Source organism: Caulobacter sp. GW821-FHT09A05 (assembly GCF_059418465.1).
Window position 1 is genome coordinate 52,705 of record NZ_JBWKPX010000001.1, and the last position, 18,680, is coordinate 71,384.

An 18,680-nucleotide genomic window follows, 5' to 3' on the forward strand; every position below is an offset into this window, starting at 1 on the left:
TGGCGACCGGAACGCCCAAGGTCAATCACCGCGCGGCCGGGGGCCAGAGGCGCTTTTCGCATCGTCGCCCGCAGCCCTGGATATGCGCCGGCCGGGGATCGCCGGAAAGTGGCGGTCAAGCCCTCCCGAACAAGGCTCTACAGCCGGTAGCCGCCGGCCAGGATCTTGGCGTGCACGGCCTTGGTCAGCTTCACATAGCCCTTGGCCGGGTCGCGGAAGTAGAGCGGATCCTTGATCTTGGCCGGGTCGAAGCCTTCCTGGACCAGATCGATCTTGCGGTACTTGAAGGTGCCGGTCGTCTCGATCTCGGGCTGCAGCCGCACGAAGATCGGCCGGGCGTAGGCCGGCAGCTCGCGATCGACATATTCGGCCAGGGCGGCGATCTCGAACTCCGGGCCCGCGACCAGCGACGCCATGCCCGCCTTGCCGTCCAGCTCGCCCACCGGCACGCCGTAGACATTGACCTCCTTGACGCCGGCCACCGCCGACAGGCGCTCGGACACCTCGCTGGTGGCGACGTTCTCGCCCTTCCAGCGGAAGGTGTCGCCGATGCGGTCGACGAAATAGAGATAGCCGTCGCCGTCGGCGCGCATCAGGTCGCCGGTGCGGAACCAGGCGTCGCCCTTGTCGAAGACGTCGTGCAGGATCTTCTTCTCGGTGGCGGCCTTGTCGGCGTAGCCGGTGAAGTTCGAGCGGGCGTCGCTGGCGATGTGGCCGATGCATTCGCCGATCTCGCCCGGCGCGGCCTCGATGCAGCAGCCGTTGGGGCCGCGCACCGGGGTCTCGGTCTCGACGTCGAACTTGACGATGCGGATGTTGAACTTCTTGCGCAGATAACGCGGAACGCGGCCGATGGCCCCGCGCCGGCCGTCGAAGTTGAACAGCGAGACGTTACCCTCGGTCGCGCCGTAGAACTCCAGCACGCCGCCGACCCTGAAGCGGTCCAGCATCACGTCCCAGACGTCCGGACGCAGGCCGTTGCCGAAGATCAGCCGGATCTTGTGGGCGTGCTCGTTCGGCGTTTCCGGATGGTTGGCCAGGTAGCGGCACAGCTCGCCGATATAGACGAACATCGTGCAGTTCTCGGCGACCACGTCGTCCCAGAAGGCGCTGACCGAGAACTTCTTGCGCAGCACCACCGCCCCGCCGTTCAGCAGGGCCGCGCCCATGGCGCACAGGCCGCCGGTGGCGTGGTAGAGCGGCAGGGTCACATAGATGCGGTCGGTGGCCCGCGCGTCGGTCGATCCCGCGAAGCCGCGCATGTAGAGCTGGGCCCGCATGTGGGTGATGCGCGCGGCCTTGGGCAGACCCGTGGTCCCGCTGGTGAAGATGTAGAGCGCGGTGTCCTTGGCGACCAGGCCGTTGCGGGCCGTCAGGCGGTCGGGGCGCAGCTGGCTGCAGCTCTTCAGCGCATTGGCCAGGTCGCGCTGGTCGCCGTGCGCCGGCCCCAGCACCCACTGCTGGACGTGGCGTTCCAGCCCGCCCTTCACCTGCTCGAAACAGGGCGAGGTCTCGGGATCGACGATGCAGTGCAGGGCCTGGGAGATGTTCAGGCAGTGGGCCAGGGCCGGCCCGGTCAGCTGGTTGTTGATCAGGGCGGTGGCCACGCCCACCTTCGACAGGCCGTACCAGATCGCCAGATATTCCAGGCGGTTGGGCATGAACAGCGCCACGGTCTGGCCGCGGGTGATGCCCTGCCCCTTGGCCCAGTGGGCGTAGCGGTTGGCGATGGCGTCCAGCTCGGCATAGGTCACCGACTTGCCTTCGAAGACGATGGCCTGGCTGCCCGGCCACTTGTCGACGGCGGCCTCCAGATCGTCGCAGATCAGGTTGGAACTCTCCGGCGCGATGGACTTCACGCGCTTGAGCGTGCGCGAGAGCCCCTTCAGGAACTTCAACTCGCGTTTCAACCTGGCCGGCAAACTCATCGACGCACTCCGTTCAAACAACCATTGGAGAGCGGCGAGCGACCGGTCAAGACGTGGCGGCGCCTCGATCCGTAGAACTATCCGACAATCGGAAGTGCACCTGGCCCCGTGTGAAATCCAGGGCCACCGACTCGAAGGCGTTGAGCACGTCTATTCCGATCAGGATCGCCGGCCGGTCGGACAGCCCCCAGTAGTCGAAGGTATGCACTGGCCCGAACACCACCGGCAGGTTGCGCAGATTGACCTTGCCCAGGCTGACGCTCTTCAGGGCCGCCAGGCGGCCCGTCATCGATTGACCGGTCAGGCTCTGCAGCTCGATATCGGCCCAGTCGCTGCTGACCGCCTTCTGGCGGATCGCCCGCCGCATCAGGGCCATGTTGCCCACGGTGGTGGTGGAGCCCGTGTCGAGGAAGGCCAGGGTCGCCGCGCCCGACACCGAGGCCTCGATCAGGTGCAGGCCGCTGCGCATGGCCTTGACCGGCACCGACACCGTCTGATCGTCCGTTCGCGGCGCGATCGAGCCCACCCGCATCTCGTCGCGGGCGAAGTCCAGGACAAGGCCCTGGGCGCCCAGCCAATCCAGCCCCAGAATACCCGGGGCCTGGATGTAGCGTCCTGGCAGGACCGACAGCGTCAGGCCCTTGCGCACCCTGCGCCCCACCGCGACCGACGCCGCGGTCACGGTGTCGACCATTTCAGGGCCGGCTATGCCGTGGAGGTTGACCGGCCGCCCGCCGGGCAGGCGCAGCAGGGCGGCCAGTTCGCTGGAAATCACCGACGCATTGGCGCCGGTGTCGACCAGAAAGGGATAGGGACCCTGGTCGTTGATCCGCACCTTCACCGTCAGGCGGCGCATATAGCCGAGCGGGGCGGTCTTCGCCGTTTGAGCAAGGTCAGGCCGAGGAGGGTCGGGAATCGAGCGAGCGAGCGCTGGCCCGCCCGGCACGGCGACTAGGGCGAGCATGCCGGCCAAGGCCCGCCGGCGAAGTATGGGACTGTCCACGGGACCAGCCTCCTTCCACGGAAGGAGGCTACACCCCTGGCGAGGCGCTCGCCAGAAAATCGGAGACCTGCGTTATCCGGTCGCAAGGCGGCGCTGGTCGTCACGCGCCGACTTCAGCTTCTCGGCCACCAGGAAAGCCAGTTCCAGGGCCTGCTCGCCGTTCAGGCGCGGGTCGCAATGGGTGTGGTAGCGATCGGCCAGATCACCCTCCGACACCGCCCGCGCGCCGCCCAGGCACTCGGTGACATTCTGGCCGGTCATCTCCAGGTGGACGCCACCGGGGTGGACGCCCTCGGCGTGGGCCACCTCGACGAAGGTCTTCACTTCCGAGAGGATGCGGTCGAACGGCCGGGTCTTGTAGCCGGTCGAGGCCTTCAGCGTGTTGCCGTGCATCGGGTCGGTGGCCCAGACCACCGAGCGGCCGGCCGCCTTGGTCGCCTTCATCAGGCGCGGCAGGCGGTCGGCGATCTTGTCCGAGCCGAAGCGACCGTACAGGGTCAGGCGGCCGGGTTCGTTCTGCGGGTTGAGCACGTCGATCAGCCGCAGCAGGTCGTCGCCCTCCATGGTCGGACCGCACTTCAGGCCGATCGGGTTCTTGACGCCGCGCATGAACTCGATGTGGGCGCCGTCCAGCTGGCGGGTGCGCTCGCCGATCCACAGCAGGTGGGCGCTGGTGTCGTACCAGTCGCCCGAGGTGCTATCGACGCGGGTCATCGCCTCCTCGAAGCCCAGCAGCAGGGCCTCATGGCTGGTGAAGAACTCCACCCGGCGCAGGTCGGGCTGGGTTTCCGGCGTGACGCCGACCGCCGCCATGAAGGTCAGGGCCTCGCTGATCTTTTCCGACAGTTCGCGATAGCGCGCGCCTTGCGGGCTGTCGCCCACGAAGCCCAGCGTCCAGCGGTGGATGTTGTAGAGGTCGGCGTAGCCGCCGCTGGCGAAGGCGCGCAGCAGGTTCAGCGTCGCGGCCGACTGGCCGTAGGCGCGCAGCAGGCGGTCCGGATCCGGGATACGGTCCTGGGCCGTGAACTCCATGCCGTTGATGTTGTCACCCCGGTAGGACGGCAGGGTCACGTCGCCGATCGTCTCGATCGGCTCCGAGCGCGGCTTGGCGAACTGGCCGGCGATGCGACCCACCTTCACGACCGGCTTGCCGCCGGCGAAGGTCAGCACCACGGCCATCTGCAGGATCAGGCGGAAGGTGTCGCGGATGTTGTCCGCGTGGAATTCCTTGAAGCTCTCGGCGCAGTCGCCGCCCTGCAGCAGGAAGGCGCGGCCTTCCGCCACCTCGCCGAGGGCCGACTTCAGGCGGCGCGCCTCGCCCGCGAAAACCAGCGGCGGCATCTGCCGAAGAGTCTGCTCGACGCGTTCGACCGCGCCCATGTCCGGATAGTCGGTCGGGACGTGTTTCGCGGGCAGGGCTCTCCACGACGACGGGGTCCAGCGGCTGGTCATGACGGTCTCGAACTTCTCAAAAGGGAGCGGCTTTTATCCTAACCGCGACCCAAAGGCAAAATCGTTGCGACGAAAACGGAAAAATCAGCCCAGCGGGGTAAGTTCGTCCAAGGCGACCCATTGCGGTTCGTCGAACGCGCGGGCCAGGCCGCAAGCGATCAGCGACAGGGCGCCCAGGCCCAGCCACCACTCCTGCCAGACCCCGAAGCTCAGCCCCCCGATCACCAGGTAGCTGACCAGGGCCCCGGCGGCCATCGCCGCCTCGGTCCGCGACCGTTGGCTCAATCGCACCACGCCATAGGCCAGCCAGCAGAAGAAGACCCCCGCCAGAGCCGCGCCGATCGCGCCCAGCTCCAGCCACAGCTGAAGCTGGGCGTTGTGGGTATGCAGCGGGATCGCCGAGCCGAAGGTGCGGCTGGCGTCCAGCCCCCAGCCCCGGAACGGATGGCTCTGGATATGATCCGCGGCGAAGGTCCAGATGTTCAGCCTGGCGTCCCAGGAGGCCGGGACCATCCGGTGCAGCCAGGCGATGGCGCCGGTCTGGACGGCCACCAGCACCGCCAGGGGCGCCAGCACGAAAGGCGCGGCCACCAGCCCAACCAGCACCTTCGCGCCCGCCTGCCTGGCGAAATAGACGAGCAACCAGGCCAGCCCGCCCGCCGCGAGGGCCAGGAGACAGGCGTCCGAGCTGCAGATCACCGAGGTCACAACCGTCCCTATGACCATCAACCAGATCAGTCCACGACGCCAGAGTCGCGCCAGGATCAGCGCCGTCGGCCAGAACAGCAGCGCCAGGATGTAGGTCGACAGCGAGACCTTGACCATGGCCAGGTCCGGCCGGATCGCTTCGCCGGTCACCTGGTGCAGTTTCTGGTAGATCGCCGCGCCGGTCAGCGAATCCACGGCGGCGACGCCGGCCAGCGCCGTTATCCCATAGGCCAGCACCGTCGCCGCGCGCCGGGCGCCGGCCCGCGACAGGCCGCGCAGGGCCACCACGGCCGCGCCGTAGGTCGCCAACTGCAGGAACAGCTTCAGGGCCGTCAGGCTCTCGATGTCGCCGTAGTCCTTCAGCTTGGACACGTCGATCGCCACCGGACTCCAGGTCATGCTGGCCGCCGCCCACAGGGCCATGGCCACCAGGATCAGCAGCGGCGGGGCGGCGGCGCGGGTCAGCCTCAGGCCCGGCAAGGCCAGGAGGCCCGCCAGGGCCAGCAGCGGCGCGAAACCCAGCGGCGCCAGATAGGCCAGCAGAGGCGTCATCACCGCGACGAAGATCGCCACGCCGCTCAGCCAGGGCGTGCGGCGGGCCGAAGCATCGCTTGGCTCGGGCAAGGGCGTGGCGGTCATACGGTTCCCATTTCGGACGGCACGTACTTCTCGCGCATCGTCACCAGCTCCTCGGCCAGGGTCGGGTGCACCGCGCAGGTGGAATCCCACTGCGGCTTGGTCACGCCCATCTTCACCGCGATGGCCGCCATCTGGATGATTTCCGGCGAGTCCGGCCCGACCACGTGCACCCCGACCACCCGCTGGTTGTCCTGCTTGACCACCAGCTTCATCAGGCAGCGGTCCTGGCCGCCGTAGAAGGTGCTCTTCATGGGCCGGAAGACCGCGCGATAGATATCGACCTTTCCGAACGCCTGCCGGGCCTGCGCCTCGCTCATGCCCACCGCGCCGACCGGCGGCTGCGAGAACACCGCCGAGGCGACCATGTCGTGGTCGAAGGTGGTGGGATTGTCATGGAACTCGGTCTGGGCGAAGGCCGCGCCCTCGCGGATCGCCACCGGCGTCAGGTTGATGCGATCGGTGACGTCGCCCACCGCCCAGATGTTGTCGACCGTGGTCCGGGAATAGTCGTCGACCATGATCGCGCCGCGATCGTTGAGCTTGACCCCCACCTTCTCCAGGCCCAGGCCCGCCACATAGGGGTCGCGGCCGGTGGCGAACATCACCGCGTCGGTCTCGAAGGTCAGGTCGTTGTTGAAGGTGCTGAGCAGGCCGGTGTCGGTCTTCTCCAGTTTCTCGTGCGAGCAGCCCAGCACCACCTTGATCCCGCGCTTCTCCAGCTCGTCGGCCAGGTGCGAGCGCACATCGTCGTCGAAGCCGCGCAGGATGTTGGCGCCGCGGTAGCAGAGCGTGGTCTGCACGCCCAGGCCGTTGAAGATGCTGGCGAACTCGACGGCGATATAGCCGCCGCCGACCACCATCACCCGCTTGGGCAGCTCCGGCAGGTGGAAGGCCTCGTCCGAGGTGATGCCCAGCTCCGCCCCCGGAAAGTCCGGCCGCCAGGGCCGGCCGCCGGTGGCGATCAGGATCTTGCGGGCGGTGTAGCGGCCCGCGTCCTTGCTCCCGGCCTTCGGCAGCACCTCTACGGTGTGGGCGTCGACGATCTCGGCCCGGCCGTGCAAGAGATGCGCGCCGGCCTTCTGCAGGTTGGTGACATAGATCCCCGACAGGCGGGCGATCTCGACGTCCTTGTCGTGCAGGAAGCTCTTCCAGTCGAAGTTGGCCTCGCCGATCGTCCAGCCATAGCCCTTGGCGGTCTTCAGCTGGGCCTTCACCTCGCTGGCGTAGACCATGAACTTCTTGGGCACGCAGCCGCGGATCACGCAGGTCCCGCCCACGCGGTACTCCTCGGCCACGGCGACCCTGGCGCCGCTCATCGCGGCCACGCGCGCGGCGCGCACGCCGCCCGAACCGGCGCCGATCACGAAGAGGTCGAAGTCGTACTCAGCCATCGCGGGCGCTCCAGGCTCACTGGGGGACGGGCTCGGGTCCCGGCTTGGCCATGAACCCGAAAGAGGGCGGATATGGGCCTAGGGAACCAGCTTGACCACCCCCTGGTCGGTTCCCACCAGCGCTTCGTCCGCCAGGTCGAGGAACAGGCCGTGGTCGACCACGCCCGTCACCGTCTTCAGCGCCGCGCCCAGGGCGGCCGGCTCGGCGATCACGCCGGAGGGCAGGTCGTAGATCACGTTGCCGCCGTCGGTGACCACGATGCCCCGGTCGGCCATGCGCAGGCGCGGCGGCAGGAGGTCGAACTCGGCGGCGATGTCGGCCAGGCGATGACCGGTGTGGACGTGGCCGAAGCGCACCACCTCGATCGGCAGCGGGAACCTGCCCAGGGCGTCGACCTTCTTGGCGGCGTCGGCGATCACGACACAGCGCTTGGACGCCTCCCAGACCAGCTTCTCGCGCAGCAGGGCCGCGCCGCCGCCCTTGATCAGGGACAGGCCCGGCCCGACCTCGTCGGCGCCATCGACGGTCAGGTCGATCGACTTGACGTCGTCCAGGGCCGCCAGCGGAATGCCCAGCTCGCGCGCCAGGTTGGCGGTGGCTTCCGAGGTCGGCACGCCGCGGATGTCCAGCTTGCGCGCGGCCAGGGCCTTGACGAACCAGGCCGCCGTCGAGCCGGTGCCCAGGCCGACGACCATGCCAGCCTCCACGAGCTCGGCGGCCGCCTCGCCCGAAATCCGCTTCTGATCGTCGGCGCTCATTTGCTGTCCTTCCTGGCTTGCGTCTTAGTCTTTTGGGCCGCCTTCATGGCCCGGAACCTGGTCGCCCAGCCCGGCTTGTCGCTTTGCACGCCGCGTCCCAGCGCCAGCGCACCGTCCTCGACGTCCCGGGTGATCACCGAGCCCGAGCCGGTCATCGCCCCCTCGCCGATCCGCACCGGCGCCACCAGGGCGGTGTTGGAACCGATGAAGGCCCCGGCGCCGACATGGGTCTCGAACTTGTCGAAGCCGTCGTAGTTACAGAAGATCGTCCCAGCCCCGATATTGGCCTTCGGCCCGACCGAGCCGTCGCCCAGATACGACAGGTGGTTGGCCTTGGCGCCGGCCCCGACCTGGACCTTCTTGACCTCGACGAAGTTGCCGATGTGGGCCTCCGGGCCGATCTCGGCCCCCGGCCGCAGGCGGGCGTAGGGACCGATCAGGGCGGCCTCGCCGACCGTCGCGCCTTCCAGGTGGCTGAACGCCTTGATCTGCGCGCCGGTCGCGACGCTGACGCCGGGCCCGAACACCACGAATTGCTCGACCGTGACGCCGGCCGCCAGTTGGGTGTCCCAGCTCAGGTGCACGGTGTCCGGGGCCGGCATGGTCACGCCCTCGACCATGAAGGCGGAGCGGCGACCGGCCTGCCATACCGCCTCGGCGGCGGCCAGTTCGGCCTGGGAATTGACGCCCTGGACCGAAGCCTCGGGCGCGAAGGCCGCGCGGGTCGACAGCGACCGGTCGTGGGCCAGGCCGACCACGTCGGTCAGGTAGTATTCCTTATTGGCGTTGTCGTTGCCGACGTGAGCCAGCAGGTCGAACAGCAGGGCGCGGTCGGCGGCCAGCACGCCGGAATTGCAGTGCCTGACCTGCTTGACGGTGTCGTCGGCGTCCTTGGCCTCGACGATGCGCAGCAGCACTTGGCCGGGAGCCAGGATCAGCCGGCCGTAGGCCCCGGGGTTGGCGGCCTCGAAGCCCAGCACGGCCACGTCCGCGCCCCCGGCCCGCAGGTCGAACAGGGGCTCGATCACCGGGGCGCTCAGCAGCGGACAGTCGGCGAAGGTCACCACCACGTCGCCGTCGAAGTCGGCCAGGGCCTCGCGGGCGGCCAGCACGGCGTGGCCGGTGCCCTGCGGCGGGTCCTGCAGCACGGTCGCCCCCTCGCCCAGGCGCTTGCGGGCCTGTTCGCCGACCCGCGGGCTGTGGGCGCCGACCACCACGACGATGCGCTCGCAGTTCAGAGCCTCGGCGGTGTCGATGGCATGGTCCAGCAGGGTCCGGCCGCCGATCCTATGCAGTACCTTGGGCGTCGGCGACTTCATCCGCGTGCCCTGGCCGGCCGCCAGGATGACGGCGGCGCGAGGACGAGGCGAAGAGACGGCGTTGGTCATGGGCGAAGCGACTCCCGAAGCGCGGACCAAAGTTGCATTAGCCGCGCGTTTAGCCGAAAGGCCAGAGCCATGCATGCCCAGAACGACATTCCCAAGGCCGAGATTTTGAGGGGCGCGACGATCGCCTTCGATCTCGACGGCACCCTGGTCGACACCGCCCCGGACCTGGTGGCCTCGCTGAACCTGATCCTGGCCGAGGAAGGCCTGCCGCCCCTGCCGTTCGACGACGTGCGCAGGATGGTCGGCCGCGGCGCCAAGGCCCTGCTGGAGCGCGGCTTCGCCGCCGCCGGCGCGCCGCTGGACGCCGACCAGGCCCCGGCCCTGGTCGAGCGCTTCGTCGCTCTCTATCTGGGCCGCATCGCCCACGAGAGCGGCCCTTTCCCCGGCGTGGTCGACGCCCTGGTCGCCTTGCGCGCGGCCGGCGCCAAGCTGGCGGTCTGCACCAACAAGCTGACCCACCTGTCGGTGGCCCTGCTCGACGCCCTGGACCTGACCCAGTATTTCGACGCGGTGGTCGGGGCCGACAGCGCTCCGGCGGCCAAGCCCGATCCGCGGCACCTGCTGGCCGCGATCGCGGCGGCGGGCGGCGACCCGGCCCGCGCCGTGATGGTCGGCGACAGCATCAACGACGCCCTGGCCGCCAAGGCCGCCAACGTGCCGACCCTGCTGGTCACGTTCGGCTACACCGAGGCCCCGGTCGAGACCCTGGGCGGAGATCTGTTGATAGATGCGTTCTCCGACGTACCCTCGGCCTGCATCACGCTTTTGACCTCTTGCGGTCGCGGAAACGCCGGGCTATAGGCCCGTCCCTCTCGCGGCGGGGTCCTTCGGGCCTCACCGACACGGCGGATGCGTAGCTCAGCGGGAGAGCACCTCGTTCACACCGAGGGGGTCACAGGTTCAATCCCTGTCGCATCCACCATTTTCCCTTTCTCGATGGGCCGCTCCTCGACGGACGGACGCGGCGCCCGACGGGTCGCCGCCAGCGGGCGAGCCGCCGATGTCCCATGCCGGATCCTGCGCCTTTCCGCCGGACGCCACCCCTGACTTAACGGTCCTTTCAATACGAACTGGGCATATGGCGACGGCGAAGCCGCCTATCGTGGCGGCGCGCGTCATCTCGTAAGGGCATCAGGGTGCAGGGCCAGGCTTCCAGCGAACAGGACGGGGCCTACGGCGCGCTCGACATCCTGGACGCCAGCCAGGAATGCGCCTGGATCCTGCGTCTCGACGGCGCGATCGAGCACGCCAACCACCATGCCCAGGCGATGTTCGCGGCCAGGCCTGAAGGTTCGGCCTCCTGGCGCGAGATCTGGCCCGAGGAGAGCCGGTTCTCGCTGGACCGGGCCTTCGACATCGCCCGCGCCGGCCAGGTGGCCCACTTCCGCGCCTTCCTGGGCGACAGCCGTCGCCGGGCCTATTGCGATACGACGATCTCGCCGATGCGCGACCGGACCGGCGCGGTGATCCGCCTGCTGGCCTGCGCGCGCGACGTCACCGACGAGGTCGAGACCCAGGGGTTCCTGAAGACGGTCATCCAGCTCCTCCCCTCTCCCCTGACGGTCAAGAACGCGCAGGACGGCCGCTATGTCCTGGTCAACCGGGCCGCCGAGGACGCCTTCGACCTGGTCGCCGAGGAGGCCCTGGGCAGGACGGCGCCGGACGTGCTGCCCGCCGCGCTCGCCCAGGTCCTGACCGGGATCGAAAGCCGGGTCCTGAAGACCGGCGAGATGCAGGTCTGCGAAAAGCAGGTCGAGCACGGGTCCGGCGCCGCGCCGCGCTACCTGCTGACCAAGACCCTGGCCACCTACGACGACATCGGCGCGCGCCACCTGATCACCCTGGGCGATGACGTCACCGCCAGCAAGCTGGCCGCGGCGTCGCTGCGGGCGGCCCTCGACCAGGCCGAGCAGGCCAGCCAGGCCAAGAGCGCGTTCCTGGCCAATATGAGCCACGAGATCCGCACGCCGCTGAACGGGATCGTCGCGGGCGCAGACCTGTTGGCCAAGGGCGAGCTGTCGGCCAGGGCCCGCGAACTGGTCGAGATCATCGTCAATTCGGGCCGCAGCCTGGAACGGCTGCTGTCCGACATCCTGGACCTGGTGCGTATCGAGGCGCGCCAGGTGGTCATCGAGAACCGACCCTTCGACCTGGACGACCTGGCCCGGTCGGTCGGCGCCCTGTGCGCCCTCCGCGCCGAGGAGAAGGGCGTGGGGCTCGAAACCCGCGTCCATCCGGCCGCCCGGCGGACCGTGATCGGCGACGGCGCGCGGCTGCGCCAGGTGCTGACCAACCTGATGAGCAACGCGGTCAAGTTCACCGACCATGGCCGGGTGACCTTGGATGTCGCGCCGGACACGGACGGCGGCGTGCGCTTCTCGGTGCGCGACACCGGGATCGGCTTCGACGCCGCCGAGAAAGGCCGGATCTTCGAGCGCTTCCAACAGGCGGACGCCTCGTTCACCCGCCGCTTCGGCGGCACGGGCCTGGGGCTGGCCATCTCGCGCGAGCTGGTCGAGCTGATGGGCGGCGTCCTGTCGTGCGACAGCGCGCCGGGCCTGGGATCGACCTTCTGGTTCACCTTGCCGCTTCCCCTCGATCACGCGGCGCCGGTCGGGGAAACGGCCGACGCCCCGCCGGACGTCCCCGCCATGCCCCGGGTCCTCGTGGCCGACGATCACCCGACCAATCGCAAGATCGTCGAGCTGATGCTGGCCGAGGTCGCCGAGATCTTCACCGCCGAGAACGGGCGCGACGCCGTCGAGCTGTGCGCCGCCGTGACGCCGAACCTGATTCTGATGGACATGCAGATGCCGGTCATGGACGGCCTGGACGCCGTCCGCGCGATCCGGGCGCGCGAGGCGGCGACAGGCGCGGCGCGGACGCCGATCGTCATGCTGACCGCCAACGCCCGCCCCGAGCACGTTCGCGCCAGCCGCCAGGCCGGGGCCGACCTGCACCTGGAAAAGCCGATCACCAGCGCCATGCTGTTCTCGGCCATCGCCCAAGCCTTCGAGGCCGCCCAGGGCGCGCCGGAGGTCCTGTCCGCGGACGCCTGATCGACGACAAAAGCGTCCGATCTTTACCCGCCCTTCGCACATCTTCCGGCATGGTGGGGCAACAGCAATCAATCGGCGATTTCATGGGCTTGGCGTCTTCCTCGGCGGCTTTCGCAACGACCTTCCAGGCCCCTGTCGAGGCCGACGAGGGCGCGCGGATCGGCGCGCGCCTGGAAGCCGCTCGCCAGGTGGTGGAAGCCCGCTTCCTGGAAGCCGGCGACGTCTTGTCGCGGGCCGTCGACGGCGTCGGCTCGCTGATCGCCGGCCTGGACGCGATCCGCGCCAATCTCGACGCCGAGACGGTGACGGCGACCACGGGCGAACTGGCGCAGGCCGCCGAAACCCTGAAGTCGCTGCCCGAGAGCCTGGACGCCCGTCGCGGCCGCGTCGGCGAGCTGGTCAAGTTCAGCGACGGCCTGGCCGGCCGCATCGCCGAGATGCGCCAGCACCTGGCCTATCTCCGGGTCTTCGCGATCAACATCAAGATCACCTCCGGCGGCATCGCCGCGGCCGGCCCCGAATTCGCGATCTTCGCCCAGGAAATCTACGACTGCATCGAGATGGGCGGCGGCCAGTTGGACGCCCTCGCCAACGACCTGACGGGCCTGGACCAGACCCTGCGCGGCGCCCTGGCGCACGAACAGAACCTGGCCAAGAGCTGCGCCGCCCTGCTGCCGGCGGTGCCGGACGCCCTGGCGGCCAGCGCCGCCGCCATCGCCGACCACCACCGGCGGATCGCCAGCGTCGCCGTCAGCGTCGCCGCCCTGGCCCGCGACGTCCAGAAGAAGGTCGGCGGCGGCCTGGCCGCCCTGCAGATCGGCGACATCACCCGGCAGCGGATCGAGCACGTCCAGGCCGGCCTGCGCTTCCTGGACGAGGCGGGCGAGATCGCCGCTCTCGCCCCCGAGCCGCGCCAGCGCGCCCGGGCCTTCGTCCACCGCCTGCTCGGCGCTCAGCTGTCCGCGATGGCCGAAGACTTCCATCGCGAGGTCGCCCGCATCGGCCACAACATGATCGGCATGGCCGCCGACGCGACCGAACTGCTGCGCCTGCGCGACCTGGCCTCGGGCCAGGGACCCGGCCGGCCGGACGGGGGCGAGACCAACTTCCTGCGCGATCTCGAGGGCAATGTGGGGCAGGCCCTGGGCCTGGTCGGCGACATGACCGCCGGCGAGCGGGCCGCCGAGGAGGTCAGCCGCGCGGCCGTCGTGTCGGCCCGCGAGCTGACCGAGCGCATCGCCGGCATCCAGAACATCCGTGCCGACGTGCAGATGATGGCCCTGAACACCACGCTCAAATGCAGCCGCATCGGCGAGACCGGCAAGCCGCTGGGCGTCATCGCCGTCGAACTGCGCCAGCACGCCATCCACCTGGAGAAATCGGCCGCCCAGACCACCAGCTCGCTGGAAGGCCTGTTCGACGCGGCCGAGGCGCTGGGCCAGCGCCAGGGGAAGGACGGCAAGGCCGCGGCCGCCGCCACGGTGCTGAGCGGCGCGGTCGCCCGGATCGGCAAGGCCGGGGACGGCGTCGACAGCGCCCTGACCACCGTGGCCCGGCAAGGCGCCGACGTGGTCGACATGCTGCGCCGCGCCGCCGAGCGCTTCGACTTCCACAAGCAGATCGGCTCGGTGCTCGACGCCGCCGCCAGCGCGCTGCTGGACAAGGCCGGCGACGACGAGATCTTCAGCGACGACGTCGCCCCCGCCCTGCGCCCGCTGCTCGACCGGCTGGCCAAGCAGTACACCATGGCCCAGGAGCGCGAGGTGCATCGGGCGTTGACCGAAGGCCTGGTCGAGTCCGAAGTCCACACGCCGCCCGCCGCGGCGGCGGCGGTCGAGGACGAAGACGACGTGCTGTTCTAGGCAAGCGGCGCGATCCTTCAGGCGCGAACGACAGTCACCTGGACGCCCGCCGGGCTACGGCGCGTACCATTGCCGCCGAAGGACCGCTCCGTTGCCGGCCAGGGCGTGCAGAAACCTGAAGCGTCCTTCAGGTTCCCTTCTTGTATCCGCTCAGCTCCGCGGACTGGACGGGGGTCAGGGAAAATCTGACGTAGCCCTTCTCCGACAGGCAGGCGCGCAAGGAGCCCTCCCCTGGGACTCCAGCGGATCCGCGTCGCGGGCGATCCTTACCTGTTCACCGCCCGCAACACCTCGCCCGCCAGGCCCTGCAGCGGAAGCACCCGGTCGACGCAGCCCAGGGCGATGGCTTCCTTGGGCATGCCGAACACCACCGAGCTGGCCTCGTCCTGGGCCAGGGTGAAGGCCCCGGCCTGCTTCATCTCGGCCAGGCCGCGCGCGCCGTCGTCGCCCATGCCGGTCATGATCACGCCGACCGCGTTCGACCCGGCCGAGCGGGCGGCCGAACGGAACAGGACGTCCACGGACGGCCGATGGCGCGACACCAGCGGGCCGTCCTTGACCGAGACGTAGTAGCGGGCGCCGCTGCGCTCGAGCAGGGTGTGCCTGTTGCCCGGCGCGATCAGCACCCGGCCCCGCCGCACGGTGTCGCCATCCTCGGCCTCCTTGACCTCCACGGCGCACAGGCTGTCCAGCCGCCGGGCGAACGAGGCGGTGAACTTCTCGGGCATGTGCTGGACGATGACCATGCCGGGCGAGTCCGGCGGCAGGCCTTCCAGCAGGACGCGCAGCGCCTCGGTGCCGCCGGTCGAGGCTCCGACACAGACCACGCTCTCGGTGGTCCGCGCCATGGCCCTCACGCCGGTCGGCGGCGGCAGCATGGCGTCGGCGGTCAGTTTCTTCTCCGGCTCGTGGCCCGAGCGGGTGAACTGGGGAACCGGGCGCCGGGAGCCGGCCAGGCGGGCCCCGGCGGCGGCCTTGACCGCGTCACAGATGCGGATCTTGGATTCCAGCAGGTGGTCGGCCACCCCGACCTTCGGCTTCAGGATGATGTCGACCGCCCCGGCCTCCAGCGCCTGCAGCAGGGTTTCCGACCCCGCCTCGGTCAGGGACGAGCACATCACCACCGGGATCGGTTTCTGGGCCATCAGCTTGCGCAGGAAGGTGATGCCGTCCATGCGCGGCATCTCGACGTCCAGGGTGATGACGTCGGGGATCTCCTCGGCGATGCGCTTGGCGGCGACGAACGGATCGGACGCGGCGCCCAGGACCTCGATCTGCGGATCGGATTCGAGGATCGAGGCCAGGGTCTGACGCACCGTGGCCGAGTCGTCGATGATCAGGACACGGATCTTGCGAACCACGGACATGAGCTATCGCTTCTGAAAGACCGTGTTGGCGATCTGGACGACGGGCAGGTCGATGCCGACGATCGACTCCGAATGGCCCAGGAACAGATACCCGCCAGGCGCCAGATGGTTGCACAGCCGGCCCAGCACCTTGGCCTGGGTGGCCTTGTCGAAATAGATCAGGATGTTGCGGCAGAAGACGATGTCGAGGCCGGTCTCGATCGGATAGGCGTCGTCCATCAGGTTCAGGCGACCGAAGGCCAGCTTGGACCGCAGTTGGGGCTTGATCCGCACCTCGTTGCGCGACGCGTCGCGCGCCCGCATCAGGTAGCGCTGGCGGCGGGCCATGGAGACCGGCTCGATCATCTGCTCGGAGAAGCGGCCGGCGATCGCCTGGCCCAGCACCTCGGTGCAGATGTCGGTGCAGAGGATCGAATAGTCCATCCCGCGCTGCTTCTCGCAGAACTCGTCGAGGATCATGGCGATGGTGTAGGGCTCGGCGCCGGTCGAGCAGGCCGCGCTCCAGATCTTGATTTCGCGCTTGCCCCGGGCGGCCAGGGCCGGCAACCCCTTGGCGACCAGGAAGTCGAAATGGGCCGGCTCGCGGAAGAACTCGGTCTTGTTGGTGGTCACCGCGTCGATCAGGTGGATGACCTCGGCCTCCATCCCGTCCTCGTCGAACAGATAGCGGCAGTAGGCGTTGACGTCGTCGATCCGCGTCGCCCGCATCCGGCGGCGCAGGCGGCCTTCCAGCATGGTGCGCTTGTTGGCCGGCATCTTGATGCCGCTGTAGTCGTGGATGAACGTCGCCAGGCGCTGGAAATTCCGGGCGCTCAACTGTTCGACTTCGGGGGCCTGCAGCGCGGCGGCGACTTGTCTCGACACGGGCGTCTCCGTTCGCGGCGTCGGCGCGCCGCTGGCTGTACGGGCGGCCGTCCGGGCCGCCGGGCGCGTTCTAGGCGGCCTGGCTGAGGGCGGCCGCGTCCTGGCTGGTCAGCAGGCGGCCCAGGTCGAAGATGACCACGAAGCCGCTCTTGCCGGAGCCGGTCTCGCGACGCACCACGCCCTGGATGTACTCCGAGCGCCATGGCACGCCGATGTCGGGAGCCCCCTCGATCTGGTCCGCCGAGAAGGCGACCACCTCGATCACCCGGTCGGCGATCAGGCCCAGGGACAGCACGCGGTCCTCCAGCGGCACGTCCAGCACCAGGATGCGCGTGGCCCCGGTCGGCTCGGCGCGGGGCAGGCCCAGCTTCAGGCGCAGGTCGATGGTCGGCGTGCCCCGGCCGCGCACGTCGGTCAGCCCCATCAGGTAGTCGGGACCCTCCGGGATCGCGAACGGCGGCTGGTAGTCGAGGATCTCGCGCACATGGGCGACCGACACCGCGAAGACCTCGGCGCCCAGGCCCAGCGTGACGAACTGGCGATCGGCGGGACCGGCCATCAGGCATATTCCCGGAAATCGGCGTCGTCTGCGTCGGGACCGCCGCTGGTCAGGTCCAGGGCGAAGCCGCCGACCCGGGCCTGCTGGGCGGCGACCGTCTGGCGCGGCGCCGCGGCGGACGGCTTGCGGGCGGACGTCGCGGCCGGGCGCTTGGGCGCGGCGGCGGGGCGCGGGGCGGAGCGACGGACGCCGCCGCTGGCGTTGGTGCGGAAATAGGCGATCGAGGCCTGCAGCTCCTCGGCCTGGGCCGCCAGTTCCTCGGAGGTGGCCGACATCTGCTCGGACGCCGAGGCGTTCTGCTGGGTCACCTTGTCCAGCTGCTGGATGGCTTCGTTGATCTGCGAGGCCCCGATGTCCTGCTCGCGACAGGCGGCGCTGATCTCGGCCACCAGCTCGGCGGTCTTGCGGATGTTGGGGACCAGGGTGACCAGCATCTCGCCGGCCGACTGGGCGGCTTTCACCGTATCCGAAGACACCGCGCCGATCTCGGTGGCGGCGGTCTGGGACCGCTCGGCCAGCTTGCGCACTTCCGAGGCGACGACGGCGAAGCCGCGGCCATGCTCGCCGGCCCGGGCCGCCTCGACGGCGGCGTTCAGGGCCAGCAAGTCGGTCTGGCGGGCGATCTCCTGCACGATGGTGATCTTTTCGGCGATCGTGCGCATGGCCTCGACGGCGCGGCTGACCGCCTCGCCCGACACCTCGGCGTCCCGCGCCGACTGGCGGGCGATCTTCTCGGTCTGGGCGGCGTTGTCGGCGTTCTGCTTGATGTTGGCGGCCATCTCCTCCATCGAGGCCGAGGCCTCCTCGGCCGACGAGGCCTGCTCGGTGGCCCCTTGCGACACCTGCTCGGAGGCCGCCGACAGCTCCTGGCTGCCCGCCGAGACGTTCTCCGAGGCCGAGATCGCGTCGGAGACCACGCCGCGCAGGCGTTCGATCATCACGTTCACATGGCCCAGCAGGTCGCCGATCTCGTCCCTGGTGGTGATCTCCGCGGTCCTGGTCAGGTCGCCGTCGGCCACGGCGCGCACGGCGTCCGAGGCTCGGTTGAGGCCCTTGCCGACCGCCATCGAGATGTAGAGCGCCGCGCCGGCCGCGATCAGCAGCGAGACCACCGTCAGGGCGACCAGGCTGTTGCGCACCGAGGCGAAGTCCTCGTCGGCCTTGTCGGTGGCGGCGTTCAGCTGGGCCTGCGACAGCTCGACCAGCTCCTGCACCCGATCGGCGGCTTCGGTGACCGCCTTGCGCCCGTCGCCCATCGAGACGGCGGCGGCGGCGACGTCGTTGTCGGCGACCGCCAGGACGTAGACACGGTCGTGGGCGGCGATCAGTCGTTCCCAGGCGCCGCCCAGCGCCTGCCACTTGGGCTTGCCCTCGGCGGTCGCCAGCCCCTCGGCCTTGGCCAGCAAGGCCTCGAAGGCCCGCTTCTCCTTCTCGATCGAGGCCTCGAACGCCTTCACCTCTTCAGGGCTGTCGACCAGGACCATGTTCTTTTCGGTCCGCACCACATTGAGCATGTGGATGTTCAACTGTTGGGCGGCCTGCAGGCGAACAGCTGGGCCGTCGACCATGGCGTTCATGTCGCGGTTGGTGGTCGACAGGCTGTTGATCCCGAACAGGGTCGCCGCCAACAGCAGGGCGATGATCAGGCCAAAGGCGAGGCCGAGCTGCAATTTGATCGTGAAGCGCATGGTCTTGTCCTTG

The 18,680-nt window shown here is 69.5% G+C and carries 14 protein-coding genes and 1 tRNA gene; 4 read left to right on the forward strand and 11 right to left on the reverse strand.

Features of this window, described 5'->3' with window-relative positions; translation table 11 throughout:
- Positions 1-137: 137 nt before the first annotated feature.
- The 7 genes from AC07NX_RS00310 to glmU form a co-directional block, all read right to left on the reverse strand.
- The gene (locus AC07NX_RS00310) at positions 138-1,928 is read right to left on the reverse strand and encodes a long-chain-acyl-CoA synthetase (RefSeq protein WP_494638079.1); all 1,791 of its coding nucleotides are present in this window, start codon (positions 1,926-1,928) and stop codon (positions 138-140) included.
- Between the two features lie 46 nt (positions 1,929-1,974).
- A complete protein-coding gene (locus AC07NX_RS00315) occupies positions 1,975-2,784 on the reverse strand; it encodes an aspartyl protease family protein (RefSeq protein ID WP_494638081.1) in 810 nt (269 codons plus the stop codon).
- Between the two features lie 219 nt (positions 2,785-3,003).
- Complete coding sequence (locus AC07NX_RS00320) at positions 3,004-4,383, reverse strand: class II 3-deoxy-7-phosphoheptulonate synthase (protein ID WP_494638083.1); 1,380 nt, start codon at positions 4,381-4,383, stop codon at positions 3,004-3,006.
- 84 nt (positions 4,384-4,467) lie between these two features.
- Positions 4,468-5,730 carry an O-antigen ligase family protein gene (locus tag AC07NX_RS00325; RefSeq protein WP_494638085.1) on the reverse strand — a complete coding sequence of 421 codons (1,263 nt, stop codon included), beginning with the start codon at positions 5,728-5,730 and terminating at the stop codon, positions 4,468-4,470.
- The gene (gene gor / locus AC07NX_RS00330) at positions 5,727-7,121 is read right to left on the reverse strand and encodes a glutathione-disulfide reductase (RefSeq protein ID WP_494638087.1); all 1,395 of its coding nucleotides are present in this window, start codon (positions 7,119-7,121) and stop codon (positions 5,727-5,729) included. Before gor ends, AC07NX_RS00325 begins: the two co-directional genes overlap by 4 nt.
- 78 nt (positions 7,122-7,199) lie before the next feature.
- Complete coding sequence (gene rpiA / locus AC07NX_RS00335) at positions 7,200-7,880, reverse strand: ribose-5-phosphate isomerase RpiA (protein WP_035071070.1); 681 nt, start codon at positions 7,878-7,880, stop codon at positions 7,200-7,202.
- Complete coding sequence (gene glmU, locus AC07NX_RS00340; RefSeq protein WP_494638090.1) at positions 7,877-9,268, reverse strand: bifunctional UDP-N-acetylglucosamine diphosphorylase/glucosamine-1-phosphate N-acetyltransferase GlmU; 1,392 nt, start codon at positions 9,266-9,268, stop codon at positions 7,877-7,879. Before glmU ends, rpiA begins: the two co-directional genes overlap by 4 nt.
- 69 nt (positions 9,269-9,337) lie before the next feature.
- On the opposite strand from glmU, the gene gph reads away from it, so the two are divergent.
- The 4 genes from gph to AC07NX_RS00360 all read left to right on the forward strand — a co-directional run bounded on the left by gph (position 9,338) and on the right by AC07NX_RS00360 (position 14,189).
- The gene (gene gph, locus AC07NX_RS00345) at positions 9,338-10,069 is read left to right on the forward strand and encodes a phosphoglycolate phosphatase (protein ID WP_494638092.1); all 732 of its coding nucleotides are present in this window, start codon (positions 9,338-9,340) and stop codon (positions 10,067-10,069) included.
- 46 nt (positions 10,070-10,115) lie between these two features.
- Positions 10,116-10,190 (forward strand) — tRNA-Val (locus AC07NX_RS00350).
- Positions 10,191-10,404: 214 nt separating this feature from the next.
- Positions 10,405-12,327, forward strand: a complete 1,923-nt coding sequence (locus AC07NX_RS00355) for a hybrid sensor histidine kinase/response regulator (RefSeq protein ID WP_494638094.1) — start codon at positions 10,405-10,407, stop codon at positions 12,325-12,327.
- 83 nt (positions 12,328-12,410) lie between these two features.
- The gene (locus AC07NX_RS00360; RefSeq protein ID WP_494638096.1) at positions 12,411-14,189 is read left to right on the forward strand and encodes a hypothetical protein; all 1,779 of its coding nucleotides are present in this window, start codon (positions 12,411-12,413) and stop codon (positions 14,187-14,189) included.
- A 266-nt stretch (positions 14,190-14,455) separates the two neighbouring features.
- On the opposite strand, the gene AC07NX_RS00365 is transcribed toward AC07NX_RS00360, so the two are convergent.
- The 4 genes from AC07NX_RS00365 to AC07NX_RS00380 all read right to left on the reverse strand — a co-directional run bounded on the left by AC07NX_RS00365 (position 14,456) and on the right by AC07NX_RS00380 (position 18,667).
- The gene (locus tag AC07NX_RS00365; protein ID WP_494638098.1) at positions 14,456-15,556 is read right to left on the reverse strand and encodes a protein-glutamate methylesterase/protein-glutamine glutaminase; all 1,101 of its coding nucleotides are present in this window, start codon (positions 15,554-15,556) and stop codon (positions 14,456-14,458) included.
- Positions 15,557-15,559: 3 nt separating this feature from the next.
- Positions 15,560-16,420 carry a CheR family methyltransferase gene (locus tag AC07NX_RS00370; RefSeq protein ID WP_494638100.1) on the reverse strand — a complete coding sequence of 287 codons (861 nt, stop codon included), beginning with the start codon at positions 16,418-16,420 and terminating at the stop codon, positions 15,560-15,562.
- 70 nt (positions 16,421-16,490) lie between these two features.
- Positions 16,491-16,979, reverse strand: coding sequence for a chemotaxis protein CheW (locus AC07NX_RS00375; protein WP_494638102.1), 489 nt, complete (start codon positions 16,977-16,979; stop codon positions 16,491-16,493).
- Positions 16,979-18,667, reverse strand: coding sequence for a methyl-accepting chemotaxis protein (locus AC07NX_RS00380; protein ID WP_494638104.1), 1,689 nt, complete (start codon positions 18,665-18,667; stop codon positions 16,979-16,981). Before AC07NX_RS00380 ends, AC07NX_RS00375 begins: the two co-directional genes overlap by 1 nt.
- Between the last annotated feature and the right edge of the window lie 13 nt (positions 18,668-18,680).